Source organism: Mycobacterium saskatchewanense (genome assembly GCF_010729105.1).
Lineage (GTDB): Bacteria > Actinomycetota > Actinomycetes > Mycobacteriales > Mycobacteriaceae > Mycobacterium > Mycobacterium saskatchewanense.
In genome coordinates, this window is the sequence record NZ_AP022573.1 from 165,751 (window position 1) to 183,304 (window position 17,554).

The window sequence follows — 17,554 nt, forward strand, 5'->3', positions numbered from 1 at the left end:
CGATAGACAAAACCGTCAAAGTACCGGTTTTCCGGCAGGGGGCGCATGATGGCATCGGAGAACGCGACGACGGCCGACGAGTCGCTCGATGTCATCACCGACGCGTTGCTGACCGCCTCCCGTTTGCTGGTGGCCATCTCGGCCCGCTCCATCGGACAGGTCGACGAGACGATCACCATCCCGCAGTTCCGCACCCTGGTGATTCTGTCCAATCGGGGGCCGATCAACCTGGCGACGCTGGCCAGCCTGCTCGGCGTGCAGCCGTCGGCCACCGGCCGCATGGTCGACCGGCTCGTCGCCGCCGGGCTCATCGACCGCCTGCCGCACCCGACCTCGCGGCGTGAGCTGCTCGCCGCCCTCACCAAGCGCGGCCGCGAGGTGGTCCGGAAGGTCACCGCCTACCGGCGATCCGAGATCGCCGCGATCGTGGAGAAGATGCCGCCGCCGGAGCGCCACGGGCTGGTGCGGGCGTTGACGGCCTTCACCGCCGCCGGGGGCGAGCCCGATGTCCACCTGGAAGCGGACCTCGAGCTCTAGCCCCCGTCGGAATCACCGCCTCTCGGCGGTGACCAGCAGGTATTCCCAGCGCATGGTGCCGTTGGTCAGATAGTGCTGCGCGAGCTCGGTCAGCTGGGCGTCGAGCTCGTCGGTCAGCACCCGGTTGTGGCCGATGTTTGCGTACGCCTCGATCGTCGGGCCGTAGTGGGTCTTGAAGTACTCGTGCACGGCCTCGGCGCTGGCGAATCGGTCGACCCCGAGCAGGCCTCGCACCGTCGTCACCCGCCCGACCCGCTCGCCCAGCAGACCGGCGACGTAGCCTTCCCGGCCCCACAGCGCGGCGGGTGGCACGGCCGGCGACAGGCACGGCCGGTAGGGCCTGATCGTGGCGAGCATCCGGCCGAAGAAACCCTCCGGGGTCCAGCTGATAACGCCGATCATCCCGCCCGGCCGGCACACCCGGACGAGCTCGTCGGCGGCGCGTTGATGCTCGGGCGCGAACTGCACGCCGATCGCCGAGATCACCGTGTCGAATTCGCCGTCGCCGAACGGCAGCGCGTGCGCGTTGGCCTCCCGGTAATCAAGCGTCAGGCCCTGCGCCGCGGCCCGTGCCTGCGACCGCTGCAGCAGCTCGGGGGTGAGGTCGGTGGAGACGACGGTGGCCCCGGTCCTGGCGGCCGGGAGTGAGATGTTGCCTGAACCGGCAGCGACGTCGAGCACCCGGACGCCGGGCCCGATCCCGGTCGCGTTGACCAGGATGGGGCCGAGCGGGGCCATCACTTCCTCGGCCATCAGCGCATAGTCGCCCAGCGCCCAAACGGTGCGATGCGTGGCGGCCAGGGCGTGGTCGTCAGCAGCGGGTGCTTCGAGGGTCATGGGGTCTCCTTTAGTCGGTACGGTTCGCGACGGCATCTTCGGCGCCGGCAACAGTGGCCATATGCAACAGTATGCGTACGCAACTGTGTGAAACCTGGGCGTGTCCTGCGCGGATCCGGTGCTTCCTACACTTGTGCCCGTGCGCCTTGTCTTCGCCGGCACTCCCGAACCAGCCCTGCCCGCCCTGCGTCGCCTCATCGACTCGCCCCGCCACGAGGTGGTCGCCGTGCTGACCCGGCCGGACGCCGCTTCCGGTCGGCGGGGCACGCCGGAGCCGTCGCCGGTGGCGCGCGAGGCGCTCGAGCACGGGATCCCGGCGCTGCGGCCGTCGCGGCCGAACTCGCCCGAGTTCGTCGCCGAGCTGGCCGAGCTGGCGCCGGACTGCTGCCCCGTCGTCGCCTACGGCGCGCTGCTGCGGGATGCCCTGCTCGCCGTGCCGCCGCACGGCTGGGTCAACCTGCACTTCTCGCTGCTGCCCGCCTGGCGGGGGGCGGCGCCCGTGCAGGCGGCGATCGCCGCCGGCGACACCGTCACCGGGGCGACGACGTTCCAGATCGAGCCGAGCCTGGACTCGGGACCGGTGTACGGGGTCGTCACCGAGGCGATCCGGCCCACCGACACCGCGGGCGATCTGCTTGCCCGGCTGGCGGATTCGGGCGCGGTGTTGTTGGAGGCCACGCTCGACGGCATCGCCGACGGGACCCTGACGCCGCGGCCCCAGCCGGCCGAAGGGGTCAGCATCGCGCCGAAGATCACCGTCGACGAGGCCCGGGTGCGTTGGGACCTCCCGGCGCCGGTGGTGGAGCGCCGCATTCGCGCCGTGACGCCCAATCCGGGCGCCTGGACGCTCATCGGCGACCTGCGCATCAAGCTGGGCCCGGTGCAGGTCGACGAGGGCCCGATGCCGTTGGCGCCCGGCGCTATTCGCGTCGAGCGCAACGGTGTCTGGGTCGGCACCGGATCCAATCCGGTGCGCCTCGGCGACATTCAACCGCCCGGCAAGAAATTCATGAATGCGTTGGCCTGGGCGCGGGGCGCCCGGCTCGATCCCGCCGCGCGGGCATCGTGAACGCCGACCGGCCGCAGAGGTCGCAACGCCCCCGGGGCCATGGCCCCCGGCCGCGCCGGCGCCTGGACCCGGCGCGCGCCGCCGCGTTCCAGGTGCTCCGGGCCGTCACCGAGCGCGACGCCTACGCGAACCTCGCGCTGCCGGCGCTGCTGCGCGAACGCGGCATCACCGGCCGCGACGCGGCTTTCGCGACGGAACTCACCTACGGCACCTGCCGAACCCGGGGCCTGCTCGATGCGGTGATAGCCGCGGCCGCCGGCCGCGCACCGGAGGCGATCGATCCGGTGCTGCTCGACCTGCTGCGGCTCGGCGCCTACCAGCTGCTGCGCACGCGGGTCGGCGAACACGCCGCCGTGTCCACCACCGTCGAACAGGCCGCGATCGAAACGGACTCGGCCCGAGCGGGTTTCGTCAACGGTGTGCTGCGCACCATCGCCGCCCGCGACGAGGGGTCCTGGGTCGCCGAACTGGCCCCCGACCCGTCGCGCGATCCCATCGGGCACGCCGCATTCGTGCACGCACACCCACGCTGGATCGCACAGGCCTTCGCCGACGCGCTGGGCGCCGCCGCGACCGAACTCGAGGCCGCGCTGGCCAGCGACGACGAACGGCCCCAGGTGCACCTGGCGGCCCGCCCGGGCGTACTGAGCGCCGCCGAACTGGCCGACGCGGTGGGTGGCACGGTCGGCCGATATTCGCCCTTCGCCGTGTACCTGCCCGGCGGCGATCCCGGCCGGCTCGCGCCGGTGCGCGACGGCGCCGCGCTCGTGCAGGACGAGGGCAGCCAGCTGGTCGCCCGCGCGCTGACGCTGGCGCCGGTTGACGGGGACACCGGGCGATGGCTGGACCTGTGCGCCGGTCCGGGCGGCAAGACCGCGCTGCTGGCCGCGCTCGGCGCCGAGTCCGGGGCGCGGGTCACGGCGGTGGAACCCGCCCCGCGACGCGCCGACATGGTGGCCGACAACACCCGCGGGCTTCCGGTCGAGGTCCTTCGAGTGGACGGGCGGGAGTCCGGGCTCGAGCCCGGCTTCGACCGCGTGCTCGTCGACGCGCCCTGCACCGGGCTGGGCGCGTTGCGCCGGCGGCCGGAGGCCCGGTGGCGGCGCCGACCGGCCGACGTGCCGGCGCTGGCCAAGCTGCAACGCGAACTGCTGGCCGCGGCCATCGCATTGACCCGCCCCGGCGGGGTGGTGCTGTACGCGACGTGCTCGCCGCACCTGGCCGAAACGGTTGGCGTCCTCGCGGACGCGCTGCGCCGCCATCCGGTGTGCGCGCTGGACACCCGGCCGTTGTTCGAGCCGGTCGAGGGTCTGGGCGACGGCCCCCACGTCCAGCTTTGGCCGCACCGGCAGGGCACCGATGCGATGTTCGCGGCGGCGCTGCGCCGCTTGCCATAAGCCTGCTCGGATAGTCTGATCCACATGCCCGGCAACAACGGAAGGCCGCTCATCGCACCCTCGATCCTGTCGGCGGATTTTGCCCGGCTGGCCGACGCGGCCGCCGCCGTAGACGACGCGGACTGGCTGCACGTCGATGTGATGGACGCCCATTTCGTGCCGAACCTGACCATCGGGTTGCCCGTGGTGGAGAGTCTCAAGGCGCACACCGACCTGCCGATGGACTGTCACCTGATGATCGAGAACCCCGACCGCTGGGCGCACCGGTACGCCGAGGCGGGCGCCTACAACGTCACGTTTCATGCCGAGGCCACGGAGGACCCGGTGGGGGTGGCCCGCGACATCCGGGCCGCGGGCGCCAAAGCGGGCCTCGGCATCAAGCCGCAGACACCGATCGAGCAGTACTTCGAGATCCTGCACGAACTCGACACGCTGCTGGTGATGTCGGTGGATCCGGGCTTCGGCGGGCAGTCGTTCATCCCCGCGGTGCTGTCCAAGGTGCGGGCCGCCCGCCGGTTCATCGATTCCAACGAGTTGACCATCCTCGTGGAGATCGACGGAGGCATCAACAACGACACCGTCGAGCAGGCCGCCGAAGCCGGGGTGGACTGCTTCGTCGCGGGAACTGCCGTCTACCACGCCGACGACCCGTCGGCGGCGGTCGAACGGCTGCGGCGGCAAGCCGCTTCCGCATCGGCGCGCCTGCGCCAATGAACCAGCCCCAGTCGGTCGACAGCGTCGACGCCGCGATGCGTCTGGCCATCGAGCAGTCCTACCAGGTCAAGGGGACGACCTATCCGAACCCGCCGGTCGGGGCCGTCATCGTGGACCCGCAGGGCCGCGTGGTCGGCGTCGGCGCCACCGAACCCGCGGGGGGCGACCACGCGGAGGTGCTGGCGCTGCGCCGGGCCGGCGGCCTGGCGGCGGGCGGCATCGCCGTCGTCACCCTCGAACCGTGCAACCACTACGGCAAGACGCCGCCGTGCGTGAACGCCCTCATCGAGGCCAGGGTGGGCACGGTGATCTACGGCGTGCCCGACCCCAACGGCATCGCGGGCGGCGGCGCGGGCCGGCTGCAGGCGGCGGGCGTTCAGGTGAGGTCCGGCGTGCTGGCCGAACAGGTGGCCGGCGGACCGCTGCGGGAGTGGCTGCACAAGGTGCGAACCGGGCTGCCGCACGTGACCTGGAAGTACGCGAGCAGCGTCGACGGCCGCAGCGCCGCTGCTGACGGCTCGAGCCGGTGGATCTCCAGCGAGGCCGCGCGGATGGACCTGCACCGCCGCCGGGCCATCGCCGACGCGATCGTGGTGGGCACCGGGACGGTGCTGGCCGACGACCCGGCGCTGACCGCCCGGTTGCCCGACGGCTCGCTGGCGCCCCGCCAGCCGCTGCGCATCGTGGTGGGTATGCGTGACCTCCCGACCGACGCGAAGGTGCTCAACGACGACTCGCGAACCATGGTGATCCGCACGCACGACCCCATGGAAGTGATCAAGGCGGTCTCAGACCGCACCGACGTGCTGCTGGAGGGCGGGCCCACCCTCGCCGGCGCCTTCCTGAGGGCGGGGGCGGTCAACCGCATCCTGGCGTACGTGGCGCCGATGCTGCTGGGCGGCCCGATCACCGCGGTCGACGACGTGGGGGTGCCGACGATCGCGCGGGCCCTGCGCTGGCGCTTCGACGGCATCGACCGGGCCGGTCCCGACGTGGTGCTCAGCCTGGTGCCGCAGTAACGCCCACGTGGCAGAGACGCCTAGGGCGTCGGCGCGCCGACCGGCTCCTGCTCGGGCACCACGGGCTCCTCGGCGTGGTCCTTGCGGCCGCTGATCAGCAGGCCCAGCAGCGCTCCGACCACGCAGACGCCTGCGGTGATGGTGAAGATCTCGCCGTACATCGCCGCGAACGACGGGATGGAATTCTCCGCCTTGGCGATCGCCTGCTCGGTCTTGCTCAGGCTGGTCGACACCGCGGCGTTCTTCTCGTTGAGGATCTGGTAGAAGCGGTACAGCCCCCACGCGCTCAGCCCGGCCACGCCGATCAGCATGCCCGTCATGCGGGCCACCACCACCGCCGCCGAAGCGATGCCGTGCTCGGCGGAGGGCACGATGCGCAGGGCGGCCGACGTCAGCGGCCCGATCACCAATCCAAGCCCCACTCCCGCGATCAGCAGGTCGTTGTTGACCGCGACGCCGCCGAGCATCAGGTCGCTGTTCATCGCGGGCACCGAGAACAGCCCGAAGACGCTGTGCCGGTAATGCGGCAGGTCGACCGGCCAGTGCGAGATCAGCAGGTAGCCGCCGGCGGCGATGAGCAACCCGACGCACGCGACCGCGCGGTCGCCCACCCTGGTCGCGATGAAGCCGCCGAGCAAGGCCCCCACCGGCAGCGCGATCAGGAACGACGTCAGCATCGCGGCCGCCTTGTTCTGGTCCAGTCCCATCACGCCCTGGCCGAAGAGCTCCACGTCGACCAGCGTCACCATCAACGCGGCGCCGGCGGCGAACGACGCGCCCAGCGCGGCGAGGAACGGCCGGAACTGCACGCCGGCCGGGTCGATCAGCCGGGTCTTGGCGAACCGCTCCCAGACCAGGAAGGCCACCCCGGCGACGGCCGCGGCGATCACCAACGGCAACCCGTAGCTGGGCAGCGGCTGCTGGCCGTTGGGATTGGGGTTGTAGAGCCCGATGACCGCGAGGCCCAGGGTGATCGCCAGCAGCACGCCGCCGACCACGTCGATCTTCTCCGGCGCCTCGCTGCGGTCGTGCGACGGCAGGCTGATCTGGATCAGCGCCATCGCGACCAGGGTCAGCGGGATGTTGATCCAGAACACGTCGCGCCAGTCCCGGAACAGCCAGACGATGAAGATGCCGTACAGCGGGCCCAGCACGCTGCCCAGCTCCTGCGCGGCGCCGATGCCGCCGAGCACGGCCGCGCGGTTGCGCTGCGCCCACAGGTCGGCGCCCAGGGCCAGGGTGACCGGCAGCAACGCGCCGCTGGCGACGCCCTGGATGGTCCGGCCGACGACCAGCACCTGAAGGCTCGGCACGTGCAGCTTGGCAACCGGGTAGCCGAGGATCTGCAGATCCGCCAGCGGGTGGCCCATGAGCTGGACGTTCAGGTCGGCGATGTTGAAGTTGCCGATGGCCACCGACAGGGCCGTGACCACCGAGCCGACCATGAAGGCGGCCAGGCTGACCTGGAGGAGCCGCTTGCGGCCGAACCGGTCCGAGGCCTTGCCCAGCAGCGGCATGGCCGCGATGTAGCCAAGGAGGTACATCGTGACGATCGGGGTGATCCGCTGCAGCTGATTAATCGGGATGCCGACGTCGTGCATGATGTCGCGCATGATGGTGACCACGACGTAGGCGTCGAGGGCGCCCAACAGCACCGCGAGACTGCCCGCACCGATCGCGACCCGGCGCCCTGCCAACCTGCTCATCAGCTCGCCGCGGGCTTGGAGACCTGGACCGGCTGGCCCCAGTTGGACAAGGTCATCTGCACGCTGTTGCCCTGGCTCTGTTGCAGGCTGATCTGGGCCAGCTGGTGGTCTCCGCTCTCCACGATCCAGGCGGTAGCTGGCACCGGCTTCGTCGCCTTGAACGGGGACGCGATCTTGTTCACGGCGTCGGCGGAGACGTTCCCGCTGACGCGCACGGTGGTCTGGCCGCTGATCTGGTCGCGACCCTCGGACTTGGCGTCGGTGAAGTTGGCCAGCACGTTGGCCACGCCCGTGTCGGGGCTCAGCAGGGCCGACGGGTCGTAGACCTGGGACGCCGGACCGACATCGGTCATCGACGGGTCGCCCGGGTTGAGGGCGTTCGTGTAGAGGTCACCGCCCACCACCACGAAGTCGGCGCTGATGTCCGATCCCAGGTAGGTGATCTGGGCGTTGCCCTTCGCGGCCGTTTCCGGGGAGGTGGTGAGGTCTCCGGTCAGGTTCCTGACGGGCAGGCCGGGGATCTTGCCGGTCACCGTCAGCACCAGGTGCGCACTCTTCAAATTCTTGGTGCTGTCCGCCGACTCCTGCACCAACGTCTTGCCGTCGGGGAGCGGGCCGCCACCGGGGGAGGAGCTGAACGAGCAGGCGGCGATCGGGGCGGCGGCGAGGCTTACGGACGCAAGGACGGCCGATAGTCGGCGGCGGGTCTGCATACCCAGCATCGTAGAGGGTGTCGATGACGGACCCGGGAAACGCGGCGGCGGGACGGCGGGGTCCCGGACGGCCGGCGGCCCGATTAACCTGGTCGAATGTTCACCGGAATTGTCGAGGAACTCGGAGAGGTGACGGGCCGGGAGGTCCTCGCCGACGCCGCGCGCCTGAGCATCCGCGGGCCCGTCGTGACCGCCGACGCCGGCCATGGCGACTCGATCGCCGTCAACGGTGTCTGCCTGACGGTCGTCGAACTGTTGCCCGGCGGCGAATTCACCGCCGACGTGATGGCCGAGACGTTGAGCCGGTCCAACCTGGGCGAATTGGAGGCCGGCAGCCGCGTGAACCTGGAGCGCGCCGCCGCCGTCAACAGCAGGCTGGGCGGGCACATCGTGCAGGGGCACGTCGACGGCACCGGTCGGGTGGTGGCCCGGGAACCCTCCGAACACTGGGAGGTGGTGCGGATCGAGGTGCCCCCCGAGGTCGCCCGCTACGTCGTCGAGAAGGGATCCATCACCGTCGACGGGATCTCCCTGACCGTGTCGGCGCTGGGTGGGGACCCAACCGACTGGTTCGAGGTCTCCCTGATCCCGACCACTCGCGAGCTGACCACGCTCGGCAGCGCACCCGTCGGCACGCAGGTCAATCTCGAGGTGGACGTCATCGCCAAATACGTTGAGCGGCTGATGTCGCGGGCGTAGATGCCCGGCGCCGCGGCGCCGTGCCTCGGGATGTCCGGGTGTGATCAGAGCACGATCCACACTCCGTTGTTCCAGAATCCCCAACCGTTCGTGCCGGGGTTCCACACGGGGTGGGCCCACGGCGCCCACGGCGGCGGCGGTGGCGGCGGCGGTGCCCACGGTGGGGGAGGCCCCCACCCGGCCGGTCCGGCGTTGTCATCCCAGTCGTGGCAGCTGTTCCAGTCCCAGTTGTTGCCCCAGCCGGGATTCCACTGGTCGCCCGGGCACCAGTGGTAGTGATACGTGGGCGCGGGTGGCGCCGCCTCCGCGGACCCCGCGGCCAGGCCGAGGGCGCCCGCGGCCAGGCCGCCGGCCGCGAGCGCGCCGGCGGACAGGCGACGCCACAGCGCTGTTTTGGTTGCGGTAGTCATGCCGGGGAAATGCCCGCGTGGAAAGGGTTGCTAAACGCCGTTTCGCCAACCGCGTCGAGCTCGTATTTGGCCCTTAGCCCCGACCCATGCGGGACCTATCTGGCGCCCGCGTTGTGTCGCGGACCACACCGAAAGCCTTCCACCAGCGGCGGGCAATAACCGCGGCGGCGCGTTGGTTCATACTGAAATCAACACACGCGCTCCTCACGTGAGCCGTGCCGACAGCGAGGTAGCGAGATGACGAGGTTGGACTCCGTCGAGAGGGCGGTGGCCGACATTGCGGCCGGGAAGGCCGTCATCGTCATCGACGACGAGGACCGCGAGAACGAGGGCGACCTGATCTTCGCCGCCGAGAAAGCCACCCCGGAGTTGGTGGCCTTCATGGTCCGCTACACGTCGGGATATCTGTGCGTTCCGCTGGACGGCGCGATCTGCGACCGGCTGGGCCTGCTGCCGATGTACGCGGTGAACCAGGACAAGCACGGCACGGCCTACACCGTCACCGTCGACGCGCGACTCGGTGTCGGCACCGGAATTTCCGCGTCCGATCGGGCCACCACCATGCGGTTGCTGGCCGACCCCGCCAGCGTCGCCAACGATTTCACCCGCCCCGGTCACGTTGTCCCGTTGCGTGCCAAGGACGGAGGCGTCCTGCGCCGCCCCGGCCACACCGAGGCCGCCGTCGACCTGGCCCGGCTGGCCGGCTTGCGGCCCGCGGGCGCGATCTGCGAGATCGTCAGCCAGAAGGACGAGGGCGCGATGGCCCAGACCGACGAGCTGCGGGTGTTCGCCGACGAGCACGACCTGGCCCTGATCACCATCGCCGACCTGATCGAGTGGCGGCGCAAGCACGAGAAGCACATCGAGCGGATCGCCGAGGCTCGGATCCCGACCCGGCACGGCGAGTTTCGCGCCATCGGGTACTCCAGCCTCTACGAGGACGTCGAGCACGTGGCGCTGGTGCGGGGCGAGATTTCCGGGCCGAATGCCGACGGTGACGACGTGTTGGTCCGTGTGCACTCCGAGTGCCTGACCGGCGACGTGTTCGGATCCCGCCGGTGCGACTGCGGACCGCAGCTGGACGCCGCGATGGCGATGGTCGCCCGGGAGGGCCGCGGGATCGTGCTGTACATGCGCGGTCACGAGGGCCGCGGCATCGGCCTGATGCACAAATTGCAGGCCTACCAGCTGCAGGACGCGGGCGACGACACCGTCGACGCCAACCTCAAGCTCGGATTGCCTGCGGATGCAAGGGATTACGGGATCGGTGCGCAAATTCTCGTCGACCTCGGGGTGCGCTCGATGCGGTTGCTGACCAACAACCCCGCCAAGCGGGTGGGGCTGGACGGATATGGGCTGCACATCATCGAGCGGGTGCCACTTCCGGTGCGTGCCAACGCCGAAAACATCCGTTACCTGATGACGAAGCGGGACAAGATGGGCCACGACCTGGCCGGCCTGGACGAATTTCACGAATCCGTGCATCTGCCGGGAGAATTCGGTGGTGCCCTGTGAGCCCAGCCGCCGGTGTGCCGGAGGTGCCGGCGCTTGACGCGTCGGGTCTGCGGCTCGGGATCGTCGCCAGCACCTGGCACGCGGAGATCTGCGAGGCGCTGCTCGAGGGCGCGCGCAAAGCGGCTTCCGAGTCGGGGATCGACGAACCGACGGTGGTCCGCGTGCTGGGCGCCATCGAGCTGCCGGTGGTGGCGCAGGAGCTCGCCCGCAGCCACGATGCCGTCATCGCCCTGGGCGTCGTGATACGGGGCGCCACACCACATTTCGAGTATGTCTGCGACGCGGTGACGCAGGGCTTGACGCGGGTCGCGCTGGACGAGTCGACACCGGTCGCCAACGGGGTGTTGACCACCAACACCGAGGAACAGGCGCTGGAACGGGCCGGCCTCCCGTCGTCGGTCGAAGACAAGGGGGCCCAGGCGGCGGGGGCGGCGTTGACCGCCGCGCTGACCCTGCGCGACCTGCGCGCCGGGTCGTGACACCGGAGAACGGCTGGGACGTCCAGCTGCGTCCCCACCGCATGCCGCCCTTCGTCTACGCCGCGGCCTTCGTGATCGCGGCGGCGCACATCGTGGTGGGCGCTTTGCTCAAGATCCGGTCCAGCGGCGTGGTGTTCCAGACCGCCGACCAGGTGGCGATAGCCGTGCTGGGCCTGGTGATCGCCGGCGTCGTGTTGCTGTTCGCGCGTCCCCGGCTGCGGGTCGGCTCGGCGGGGCTGGCGGTGCGAAACCTCCTGGGCTACCGGCTGATCCGCTGGTCGGAGATTGTCGGCGTGTCCTTCCCGGCCGGCAGCCGGTGGGCCCGGATCGATCTGCCCGACGACGAGTACATCCCGGTGATGGCCATCCAGGCGGTCGATCGGGACCGCGCGGTGGAGGCGATGGACACGGTGCGGTCGCTCATGGCGCGCTACCGGCCGGACCTGCACGCGCGCTGAGCCGGGTACCATCGCCCGATGGCACGCGTCGCGGGGCGGGCTGTCTCGGCGGTCGGCGTCTCGGTGGCCGTCGCGGTGGCGGTGGCCGCGTGCACCACGTCGGTGGCGGGCCAGGCGATCCGTGCACCGGGTCAGTCCGGGGCCCCCTCGTCGCCCGCGCGCCCGCCAGTGTCGGCGCACGACCTCCTGCTTCACGACGGGGAGACCACCCCGCTCGGCACGGCGGTGTCGGCCCCGGTGGGCGAGAGCTACTTCACCGGCGCGCAGCCCCCCGAATGCGCGCCGGCGCTGCTGTTCGAGAATTCGCCGCTGCTCCCGGCCGGCGCCACCGACCACGCCGAGTCGTCGTATCGGTTCGGCACCCCGGCGCTGTACGCCGAGGGGGTCGACGTTTACGACAAGAACCTGAATGTGCACGGCGTGGTGTGGGACGGATTCGGCGCCGTCTCGAAATGCGTCGGCGACGCCGTGGGGGTGTCCCCGACCGGGCAGTCGCCGCCCTTTCGGCTCAGTCTGTTCAGCACCGGCGACGGCGTGCCGACCTGGACCATGACCCGACCCGACTGGACCTGCGACTACGGCCTGGCCGTGCTTCCGCGGGTGGTTGTGTTGCTGTCGGCCTGCGACGCCCAACCCGGCTTCCCGATGGCGGATTGGGCGGCCAAACGGCGCTCGCAGATCGCGGGGTAACCCGCAGGCCGCCTGCTAGCAGACGCCGTCAAGGCTTTTGGGGCGCAACCGCAGCTCCATACAAGCAATCGTGAAGTTCCTGACTGCCCGGGGCGAAGTCGAAGCCGCAGTTGCACTCACGGGCGTCGCGGGGAGGGAGCGAATCGCAGTAAGGGGTGCCGGCCGAGGCCGACGGCGCCGTCCACACCACGCCGGCGGTCAAGGTCGCCGCTGCAACGCCGACCGCGGCCATCAATACTCTCGGCTTCATGTCCAGTCCTTCTCTCCAAGGCGATGGCGCTTTGCCCCGCCGCAGACATCGACAGGCACATTCATCGCGTTCGTTCGGTACGACCTGATGGCCAATTCATATCAGTGTCGACGGCAATGCGCAGCGGGTAACCGGACCGCCACCCTTCCAGCGCCGGTTCGCCGTCGTTGAGCAACTACTAACCTGGGTACGTGCCAGATCCCGCCACGTATCGCCCTGCGCCCGGGTCCATCCCGGTCGAGCCGGGCGTCTACCGGTTCCGGGACTCGCACGGGCGCGTCATCTACGTCGGCAAGGCCAAGAGCCTGCGCAGCCGGCTGACGTCGTACTTCGCCGACATCGCGGGCCTGCACCCGCGGACCCGGCAGATGGTGACCACCGCGGCCAAGGTCGAGTGGACGGTGGTCAACACCGAAGTCGAGGCGTTGCAGCTCGAGTACAACTGGATCAAGGAATTCGATCCGCGTTTCAACGTCCGATACCGCGACGACAAGTCGTATCCGGTGCTGGCCGTGACCCTCAACGAGGAGTTTCCCCGGCTGATGGTCTATCGGGGCCCGAGGCGCAAGGGGGTGCGCTACTTCGGGCCGTACTCGCACGCGTGGGCCATCCGCGAGACGCTGGACCTGCTGACGCGGGTCTTCCCGGCGCGGACGTGCTCGAACGGAGTGTTCAAGCGCCACAAGCAGATCGACCGGCCGTGCCTGCTCGGCTACATCGACAAGTGCTCGGCGCCCTGCGTGGGCCGGGTCAGCGCCGAACAGCACCGGCAGATCGTGGATGACTTCTGCGACTTCTTGTCGGGCAAGACCGACAGGTTTGCCCGCGAGCTGGAACAGCAGATGAACGCCGCCGCCGAACGCCTGGACTTCGAACGGGCCGCCCGACTGCGCGACGACCTCGGCGCCCTGAAGCGAGCGATGGAGAAGCAGGCCGTGGTGCTCGGCGACGGCACCGACGCCGACGTGGTGGCCTTCGCCGACGACGACCTGGAGGCGGCGGTACAGGTGTTCCACGTCCGCGGGGGCCGGGTGCGAGGTCAGCGCGGCTGGATCGTCGAGAAGTCCGGCGACCCGGGGGAGTCGGGGGAGGAGCGGCTGGTCGAGCAGTTCCTGACCCAGTTCTACGGCGAGCAGGCCGAATTGGGGGGCGCTGCCGACGGTGGCGCTGCCGACGAATCCGCCAACCCGGTGCCCCGGGAGGTCCTGGTGCCGTGCCTGCCCTCGAACTCCGAGGAGCTCACCGCCTGGTTGTCGGGCCTGCGCGGCTCACGGGTGGCATTACGGGTGCCGCGGCGCGGCGACAAGCGCGCGCTGGCCGAAACCGTGCAGCGCAACGCGAAAGAGGCGCTGCAGCAACACAAGCTGAAGCGCGCCGGCGACTTCAACGCCAGATCGGCTGCGCTGCAGAACATCCAGGACGCCCTGGGGCTGGCCGAGGCTCCGCTGCGCATCGAGTGCGTCGACATCAGCCACGTGCAGGGCACCGACGTGGTGGGCTCGTTGGTGGTGTTCGAGGACGGCCTGCCGCGCAAGTCCGACTATCGGCACTTCGGCATCCGGGAAGCCGCCGGTCAGGGGCGCTCGGACGACGTCGCCTCCATCGCCGAGGTGACCCGCCGGCGCTTCCAGCGCCACTTGAGCGATCACAACGACCCCAAAATGCTTTCCCCGGAAGGGAAGTCCCGCCGGTTCGCCTACCCGCCCAACCTGTACGTAGTCGACGGCGGCGCGCCACAGGTCAACGCGGCCAGCGCGGTCCTCGAGGAGCTGGGCATCACCGACGTCGCGGTCATCGGCCTGGCCAAGCGGCTGGAGGAAGTATGGGTGCCGTCCGAGCCGGACCCCATCATCATGCCGCGCAACAGCGAGGGCCTGTACCTGCTGCAGCGGGTGCGTGACGAGGCGCACCGGTTCGCGATCGCCTACCATCGCAGCAAGCGATCCAAGCGAATGACCGCATCGGTGCTCGATTCGGTGCCAGGATTGGGAGAACATCGCCGCAAGGCGTTGGTAACGCATTTCGGATCGATAGCCCGCCTCAAGGAGGCCACCGTCGAGCAAATCACCGCCGTCCCGGGGATCGGCGTGGCAACCGCCGCGGCGGTCCTCGAGGCGCTGCGCCCCGAGCAACCCGCGGCCGCCGGAGGCTCCGAATGACGGGTCGGGGCGACGTGGCCGAGGACCGTCCGGCTGACACCGCGGCCGACATCGACGTCGTGCTGGTGACGGGGTTGTCGGGGGCCGGGCGGGGTACGGCGGCCAAGGTCCTCGAGGACCTGGGCTGGTACGTGGCCGACAACCTGCCGCCCCAGCTCATCACCCGCATGGTGGACTTCGGCCTGGCGGCCGGATCGCGGATCACGCAGCTGGCGGTGGTGATGGACGTGCGGTCGCGCGGCTTCACCGGTGACCTGGACTCGGTGCGCACCGAGCTCGCCACCCGCAACATCACCCCGCGCGTGGTGTTCATGGAGGCCTCCGACGACATGCTGGTGCGCCGGTACGAGCAGAACCGGCGCAGCCACCCGCTGCAGGGGGAGCAGACCCTCGCCGAGGGCATCGCCGCCGAGCGCAGGATGCTGGCCCCGGTCCGGGCGACCGCCGACCTGATCATCGACACCTCGACGCTGTCGGTGCGCGGGCTGCGGGAGAGCATCGAGCGCGCGTTCGGGGGCGAAGCCGGCGCGACCACCAGCGTCACGGTGGAGTCCTTCGGGTTCAAGTACGGCCTGCCGATGGACGCCGACATGGTGATGGACGTGCGGTTCCTGCCTAACCCGCACTGGGTGGACGAGTTGCGCCCCCTCACCGGTCAGCACCCGGCGGTGCGCGACTACGTTCTGGGCCAGCCCGGCGCGGCGGAGTTCCTCGACGCCTACCATCGACTGCTGTCTCTGGTCGTCGACGGATACCGCCGGGAGGGCAAGCGCTACATGACGGTCGCCATCGGCTGCACCGGCGGCAAGCACCGCAGCGTCGCCATCGCCGAGGCGTTGATGCGGCTGCTGCAGGGCAATCCGCGGCTGGGGGTGCGGGTGCTGCACCGGGACCTGGGCCGCGAATGACGGGCATCGTCGCGCTCGGTGGTGGGCACGGCCTGTACGCGACGCTGTCCGCGGCGCGCCGGCTGACGCCCCATGTCACGGCCGTGGTCACGGTCGCCGACGACGGCGGCTCGTCGGGCCGGCTGCGCAGCGAGCTGGACGTGGTGCCGCCGGGCGACCTGCGAATGGCGTTGGCGGCGTTGGCATCCGACAGTCCGCACGGGCGGCTGTGGGCGACCATCCTGCAACACCGGTTCGGCGGCAACGGCGCCCTGGCCGGTCACCCGATCGGCAACCTGATGCTGGCCGGCCTGTCCGAGGTGCTGGCCGACCCGGTCGCCGCACTGGACGAACTCGGTCGGATCCTCGGCGTCAAGGGCCGGGTGCTGCCGATGTGCCCGGTCGCCCTGGAGATCGAGGCCGACGTGTCGGGCCTGGAGGCCGACCCGCGGATCTTCCGGCTGATCCGCGGCCAGGTGGCCGTCGCCACGACGCCGGGCAAGGTGCGGCGGGTGCGCCTGCTCCCGCCCAACCCGCCGGCGACCCGACAGGCCGTCGATGCCATCATGGCCGCCGACCTGGTGGTGCTCGGGCCGGGCTCGTGGTTCACCAGCGTCATCCCGCACGTCATGGTGCCGGGGCTGGCGGCGGCGCTGCGGGCCACCACCGCCCGGCGCGCGCTGGTGCTCAACCTGGTGGCCGAGCCGGGGGAGACGGCCGGCTTCTCGGTGGAGCGTCACCTGCACGTGCTGGCGCAGCACGCCCCGGGATTCACCGTGCACGACATCATCATCGACGCCGAACGGGTGCCGGGCGAACGGGAGCGCGAGCAACTGCGCCGCACCGCGACGGTGCTACAAGCCGAAGTCCACTTCGCCGACGTGTCCCGACCTGGTACACCTTTACATGATCCGGGCAAGCTCGCGGCGGCCCTGGACGGGGTGCTGGCGGGCCATCAGGGCGCGGGGGCGCCCCCGGTCACCGCCACCGCGGAGATTCGGGTCGACGGTGAAAGTAAGGGGTGACGACGCGTGGCGATGACGACCGAGGTCAAGGACGAACTGAGCCGCCTGGTGGTGAAGTCGGTCAGCGCGCGTCGGGCGGAGGTCACGTCCCTGCTGCGGTTCGCGGGCGGGCTGCACATCGTCGGGGGCCGGGTGGTCGTCGAGGCGGAGGTCGACCTGGGCAACATCGCGCGGCGCCTGCGCAAGGACATCTTCGAGCTCTACGGGTACAACGCCGTCGTGCACGTGTTGTCGGCCAGCGGAATTCGTAAGACGACCCGTTACGTGCTGCGGGTGGCCAACGACGGGGAGGCGCTGGCGCGGCAGACCGGCCTGCTGGACAACCGGGGTCGCCCTGTGCGGGGCCTGCCGGCCCAGGTCGTCGGCGGCAGCGTCGCCGACGCCGAAGCCGCTTGGCGCGGAGCCTTTTTGGCGCACGGCTCGCTGACCGAGCCGGGGCGGTCGTCGGCCCTGGAGGTCAGCTGCCCGGGACCCGAGGCGGCGCTGGCATTGGTGGGCGCGGCGCGGCGCCTCGGGGTGAGCGCGAAGGCCCGCGAGGTGCGCGGCGCCGACCGGGTGGTGGTGCGCGACGGGGAGGCGATCGGGGCCCTGCTGACCCGGATGGGTGCCCAGGACACCCGGCTGGTCTGGGAGGAGCGCCGCATGCGGCGCGAGGTCCGCGCGACGGCCAACCGGCTCGCCAACTTCGACGACGCGAACCTGCGCCGCTCGGCGCGCGCAGCCGTCGCCGCGGCCGCCCGGGTGGAGCGTGCGCTGGAGATCCTCGGCGATACCGTGCCGGATCATCTGGCGACGGCCGGCAAGCTGCGCGTCGAGCACCGGCAGGCGTCGCTGGAGGAGCTGGGCCGGCTCGCCGACCCACCGATGACGAAAGACGCTGTGGCGGGCCGGATCCGGCGCCTGCTGTCGATGGCGGACCGAAAGGCCAAGGTCGACGGCATCCCGGACACCGAATCGGCGGTCACCCCAGACCTGTTGGAGGATGCCTGA

The 17,554-nt window shown here is 70.8% G+C and carries 17 protein-coding genes and 1 pseudogene; 14 read left to right on the plus strand and 4 right to left on the minus strand.

Annotation, left to right across the window (positions count from 1 at the left end):
• Positions 1-48 precede the first annotated feature (48 nt).
• Complete coding sequence (locus tag G6N56_RS00845) at positions 49-537, plus strand: MarR family transcriptional regulator (protein WP_085257095.1); 489 nt, start codon at positions 49-51, stop codon at positions 535-537.
• A 12-nt stretch (positions 538-549) separates the two neighbouring features.
• Here the strand turns inward: G6N56_RS00845 and G6N56_RS00850 are convergent, their stop codons facing one another.
• Positions 550-1,374, minus strand: coding sequence for a class I SAM-dependent methyltransferase (locus G6N56_RS00850; protein WP_085257024.1), 825 nt, complete (start codon positions 1,372-1,374; stop codon positions 550-552).
• Between the two features lie 139 nt (positions 1,375-1,513).
• Here G6N56_RS00850 and fmt point away from each other — a divergent pair, with 139 nt between their 5' ends.
• Genes fmt through ribD form a run of 4 tightly spaced genes read left to right on the plus strand, consistent with a single transcriptional unit; the run spans position 1,514 to position 5,573 of the window.
• Positions 1,514-2,443 carry a methionyl-tRNA formyltransferase gene (gene fmt / locus G6N56_RS00855; protein WP_085257096.1) on the plus strand — a complete coding sequence of 310 codons (930 nt, stop codon included), beginning with the start codon at positions 1,514-1,516 and terminating at the stop codon, positions 2,441-2,443.
• Positions 2,440-3,840, plus strand: coding sequence for an RsmB/NOP family class I SAM-dependent RNA methyltransferase (locus tag G6N56_RS00860; protein WP_142280721.1), 1,401 nt, complete (start codon positions 2,440-2,442; stop codon positions 3,838-3,840). The genes fmt and G6N56_RS00860 overlap by 4 nt, the downstream gene beginning before the upstream one ends.
• A gap of 24 nt (positions 3,841-3,864) precedes the next feature.
• A complete protein-coding gene (gene rpe, locus G6N56_RS00865; protein ID WP_085257025.1) occupies positions 3,865-4,554 on the plus strand; it encodes a ribulose-phosphate 3-epimerase in 690 nt (229 codons plus the stop codon).
• Positions 4,551-5,573, plus strand: a complete 1,023-nt coding sequence (ribD, locus tag G6N56_RS00870) for a bifunctional diaminohydroxyphosphoribosylaminopyrimidine deaminase/5-amino-6-(5-phosphoribosylamino)uracil reductase RibD (protein WP_085257026.1) — start codon at positions 4,551-4,553, stop codon at positions 5,571-5,573. Before rpe ends, ribD begins: the two co-directional genes overlap by 4 nt.
• 20 nt (positions 5,574-5,593) lie before the next feature.
• Here ribD and G6N56_RS00875 read toward each other — a convergent pair whose 3' ends face one another.
• Together G6N56_RS00875 and G6N56_RS00880 are read right to left on the minus strand one after the other, a co-directional pair.
• Positions 5,594-7,279 (minus strand): MFS transporter, encoded by a 1,686-nt coding sequence (locus G6N56_RS00875; RefSeq protein WP_085257027.1) that lies wholly within the window; start codon positions 7,277-7,279, stop codon positions 5,594-5,596.
• Positions 7,279-7,992, minus strand: a complete 714-nt coding sequence (locus tag G6N56_RS00880; protein WP_085257098.1) for an LppX_LprAFG lipoprotein — start codon at positions 7,990-7,992, stop codon at positions 7,279-7,281. The genes G6N56_RS00875 and G6N56_RS00880 overlap by 1 nt, the downstream gene beginning before the upstream one ends.
• A 96-nt stretch (positions 7,993-8,088) precedes the next feature.
• Here G6N56_RS00880 and G6N56_RS00885 point away from each other — a divergent pair, with 96 nt between their 5' ends.
• Positions 8,089-8,691, plus strand: a complete 603-nt coding sequence (locus G6N56_RS00885) for a riboflavin synthase (protein WP_085257028.1) — start codon at positions 8,089-8,091, stop codon at positions 8,689-8,691.
• A gap of 44 nt (positions 8,692-8,735) precedes the next feature.
• Here G6N56_RS00885 and G6N56_RS00890 read toward each other — a convergent pair whose 3' ends face one another.
• Positions 8,736-9,101: an Mtp family mycobacterial-type pilin gene (locus tag G6N56_RS00890; protein ID WP_085257029.1), complete on the minus strand. Its 366-nt coding sequence runs from the start codon at positions 9,099-9,101 to the stop codon at positions 8,736-8,738.
• Between the two features lie 237 nt (positions 9,102-9,338).
• Here G6N56_RS00890 and G6N56_RS00895 point away from each other — a divergent pair, with 237 nt between their 5' ends.
• The 8 genes and pseudogenes from G6N56_RS00895 to whiA all read left to right on the plus strand — a co-directional run bounded on the left by G6N56_RS00895 (position 9,339) and on the right by whiA (position 17,554).
• Entirely contained in the window at positions 9,339-10,616 is a 1,278-nt protein-coding gene (locus G6N56_RS00895; RefSeq protein WP_085257030.1) for a bifunctional 3,4-dihydroxy-2-butanone-4-phosphate synthase/GTP cyclohydrolase II, read from the plus strand.
• A complete protein-coding gene (gene ribH / locus G6N56_RS00900; protein WP_085257031.1) occupies positions 10,613-11,095 on the plus strand; it encodes a 6,7-dimethyl-8-ribityllumazine synthase in 483 nt (160 codons plus the stop codon). The genes G6N56_RS00895 and ribH overlap by 4 nt, the downstream gene beginning before the upstream one ends.
• Before the next feature lie 41 nt (positions 11,096-11,136).
• On the plus strand, positions 11,137-11,553 hold the full coding sequence (locus tag G6N56_RS00905; protein ID WP_085257099.1) for a PH domain-containing protein: 417 nt from the start codon (positions 11,137-11,139) through the stop codon (positions 11,551-11,553).
• Between the two features lie 18 nt (positions 11,554-11,571).
• Entirely contained in the window at positions 11,572-12,243 is a 672-nt protein-coding gene (locus tag G6N56_RS00910; RefSeq protein WP_085257032.1) for a hypothetical protein, read from the plus strand.
• A 441-nt stretch (positions 12,244-12,684) separates the two neighbouring features.
• Entirely contained in the window at positions 12,685-14,652 is a 1,968-nt protein-coding gene (uvrC, locus tag G6N56_RS00915; RefSeq protein ID WP_085257033.1) for an excinuclease ABC subunit UvrC, read from the plus strand.
• The gene (rapZ, locus tag G6N56_RS00920; RefSeq protein ID WP_085257034.1) at positions 14,649-15,560 is read left to right on the plus strand and encodes an RNase adapter RapZ; all 912 of its coding nucleotides are present in this window, start codon (positions 14,649-14,651) and stop codon (positions 15,558-15,560) included. The genes uvrC and rapZ overlap by 4 nt, the downstream gene beginning before the upstream one ends.
• Positions 15,557-16,580: pseudogene (yvcK, locus tag G6N56_RS00925) on the plus strand (uridine diphosphate-N-acetylglucosamine-binding protein YvcK). Before rapZ ends, yvcK begins: the two are co-directional and overlap by 4 nt.
• Positions 16,577-17,554, plus strand: coding sequence for a DNA-binding protein WhiA (gene whiA / locus G6N56_RS00930; RefSeq protein ID WP_142280729.1), 978 nt, complete (start codon positions 16,577-16,579; stop codon positions 17,552-17,554). The pseudogene yvcK and the gene whiA overlap by 4 nt, the downstream one beginning before the upstream one ends.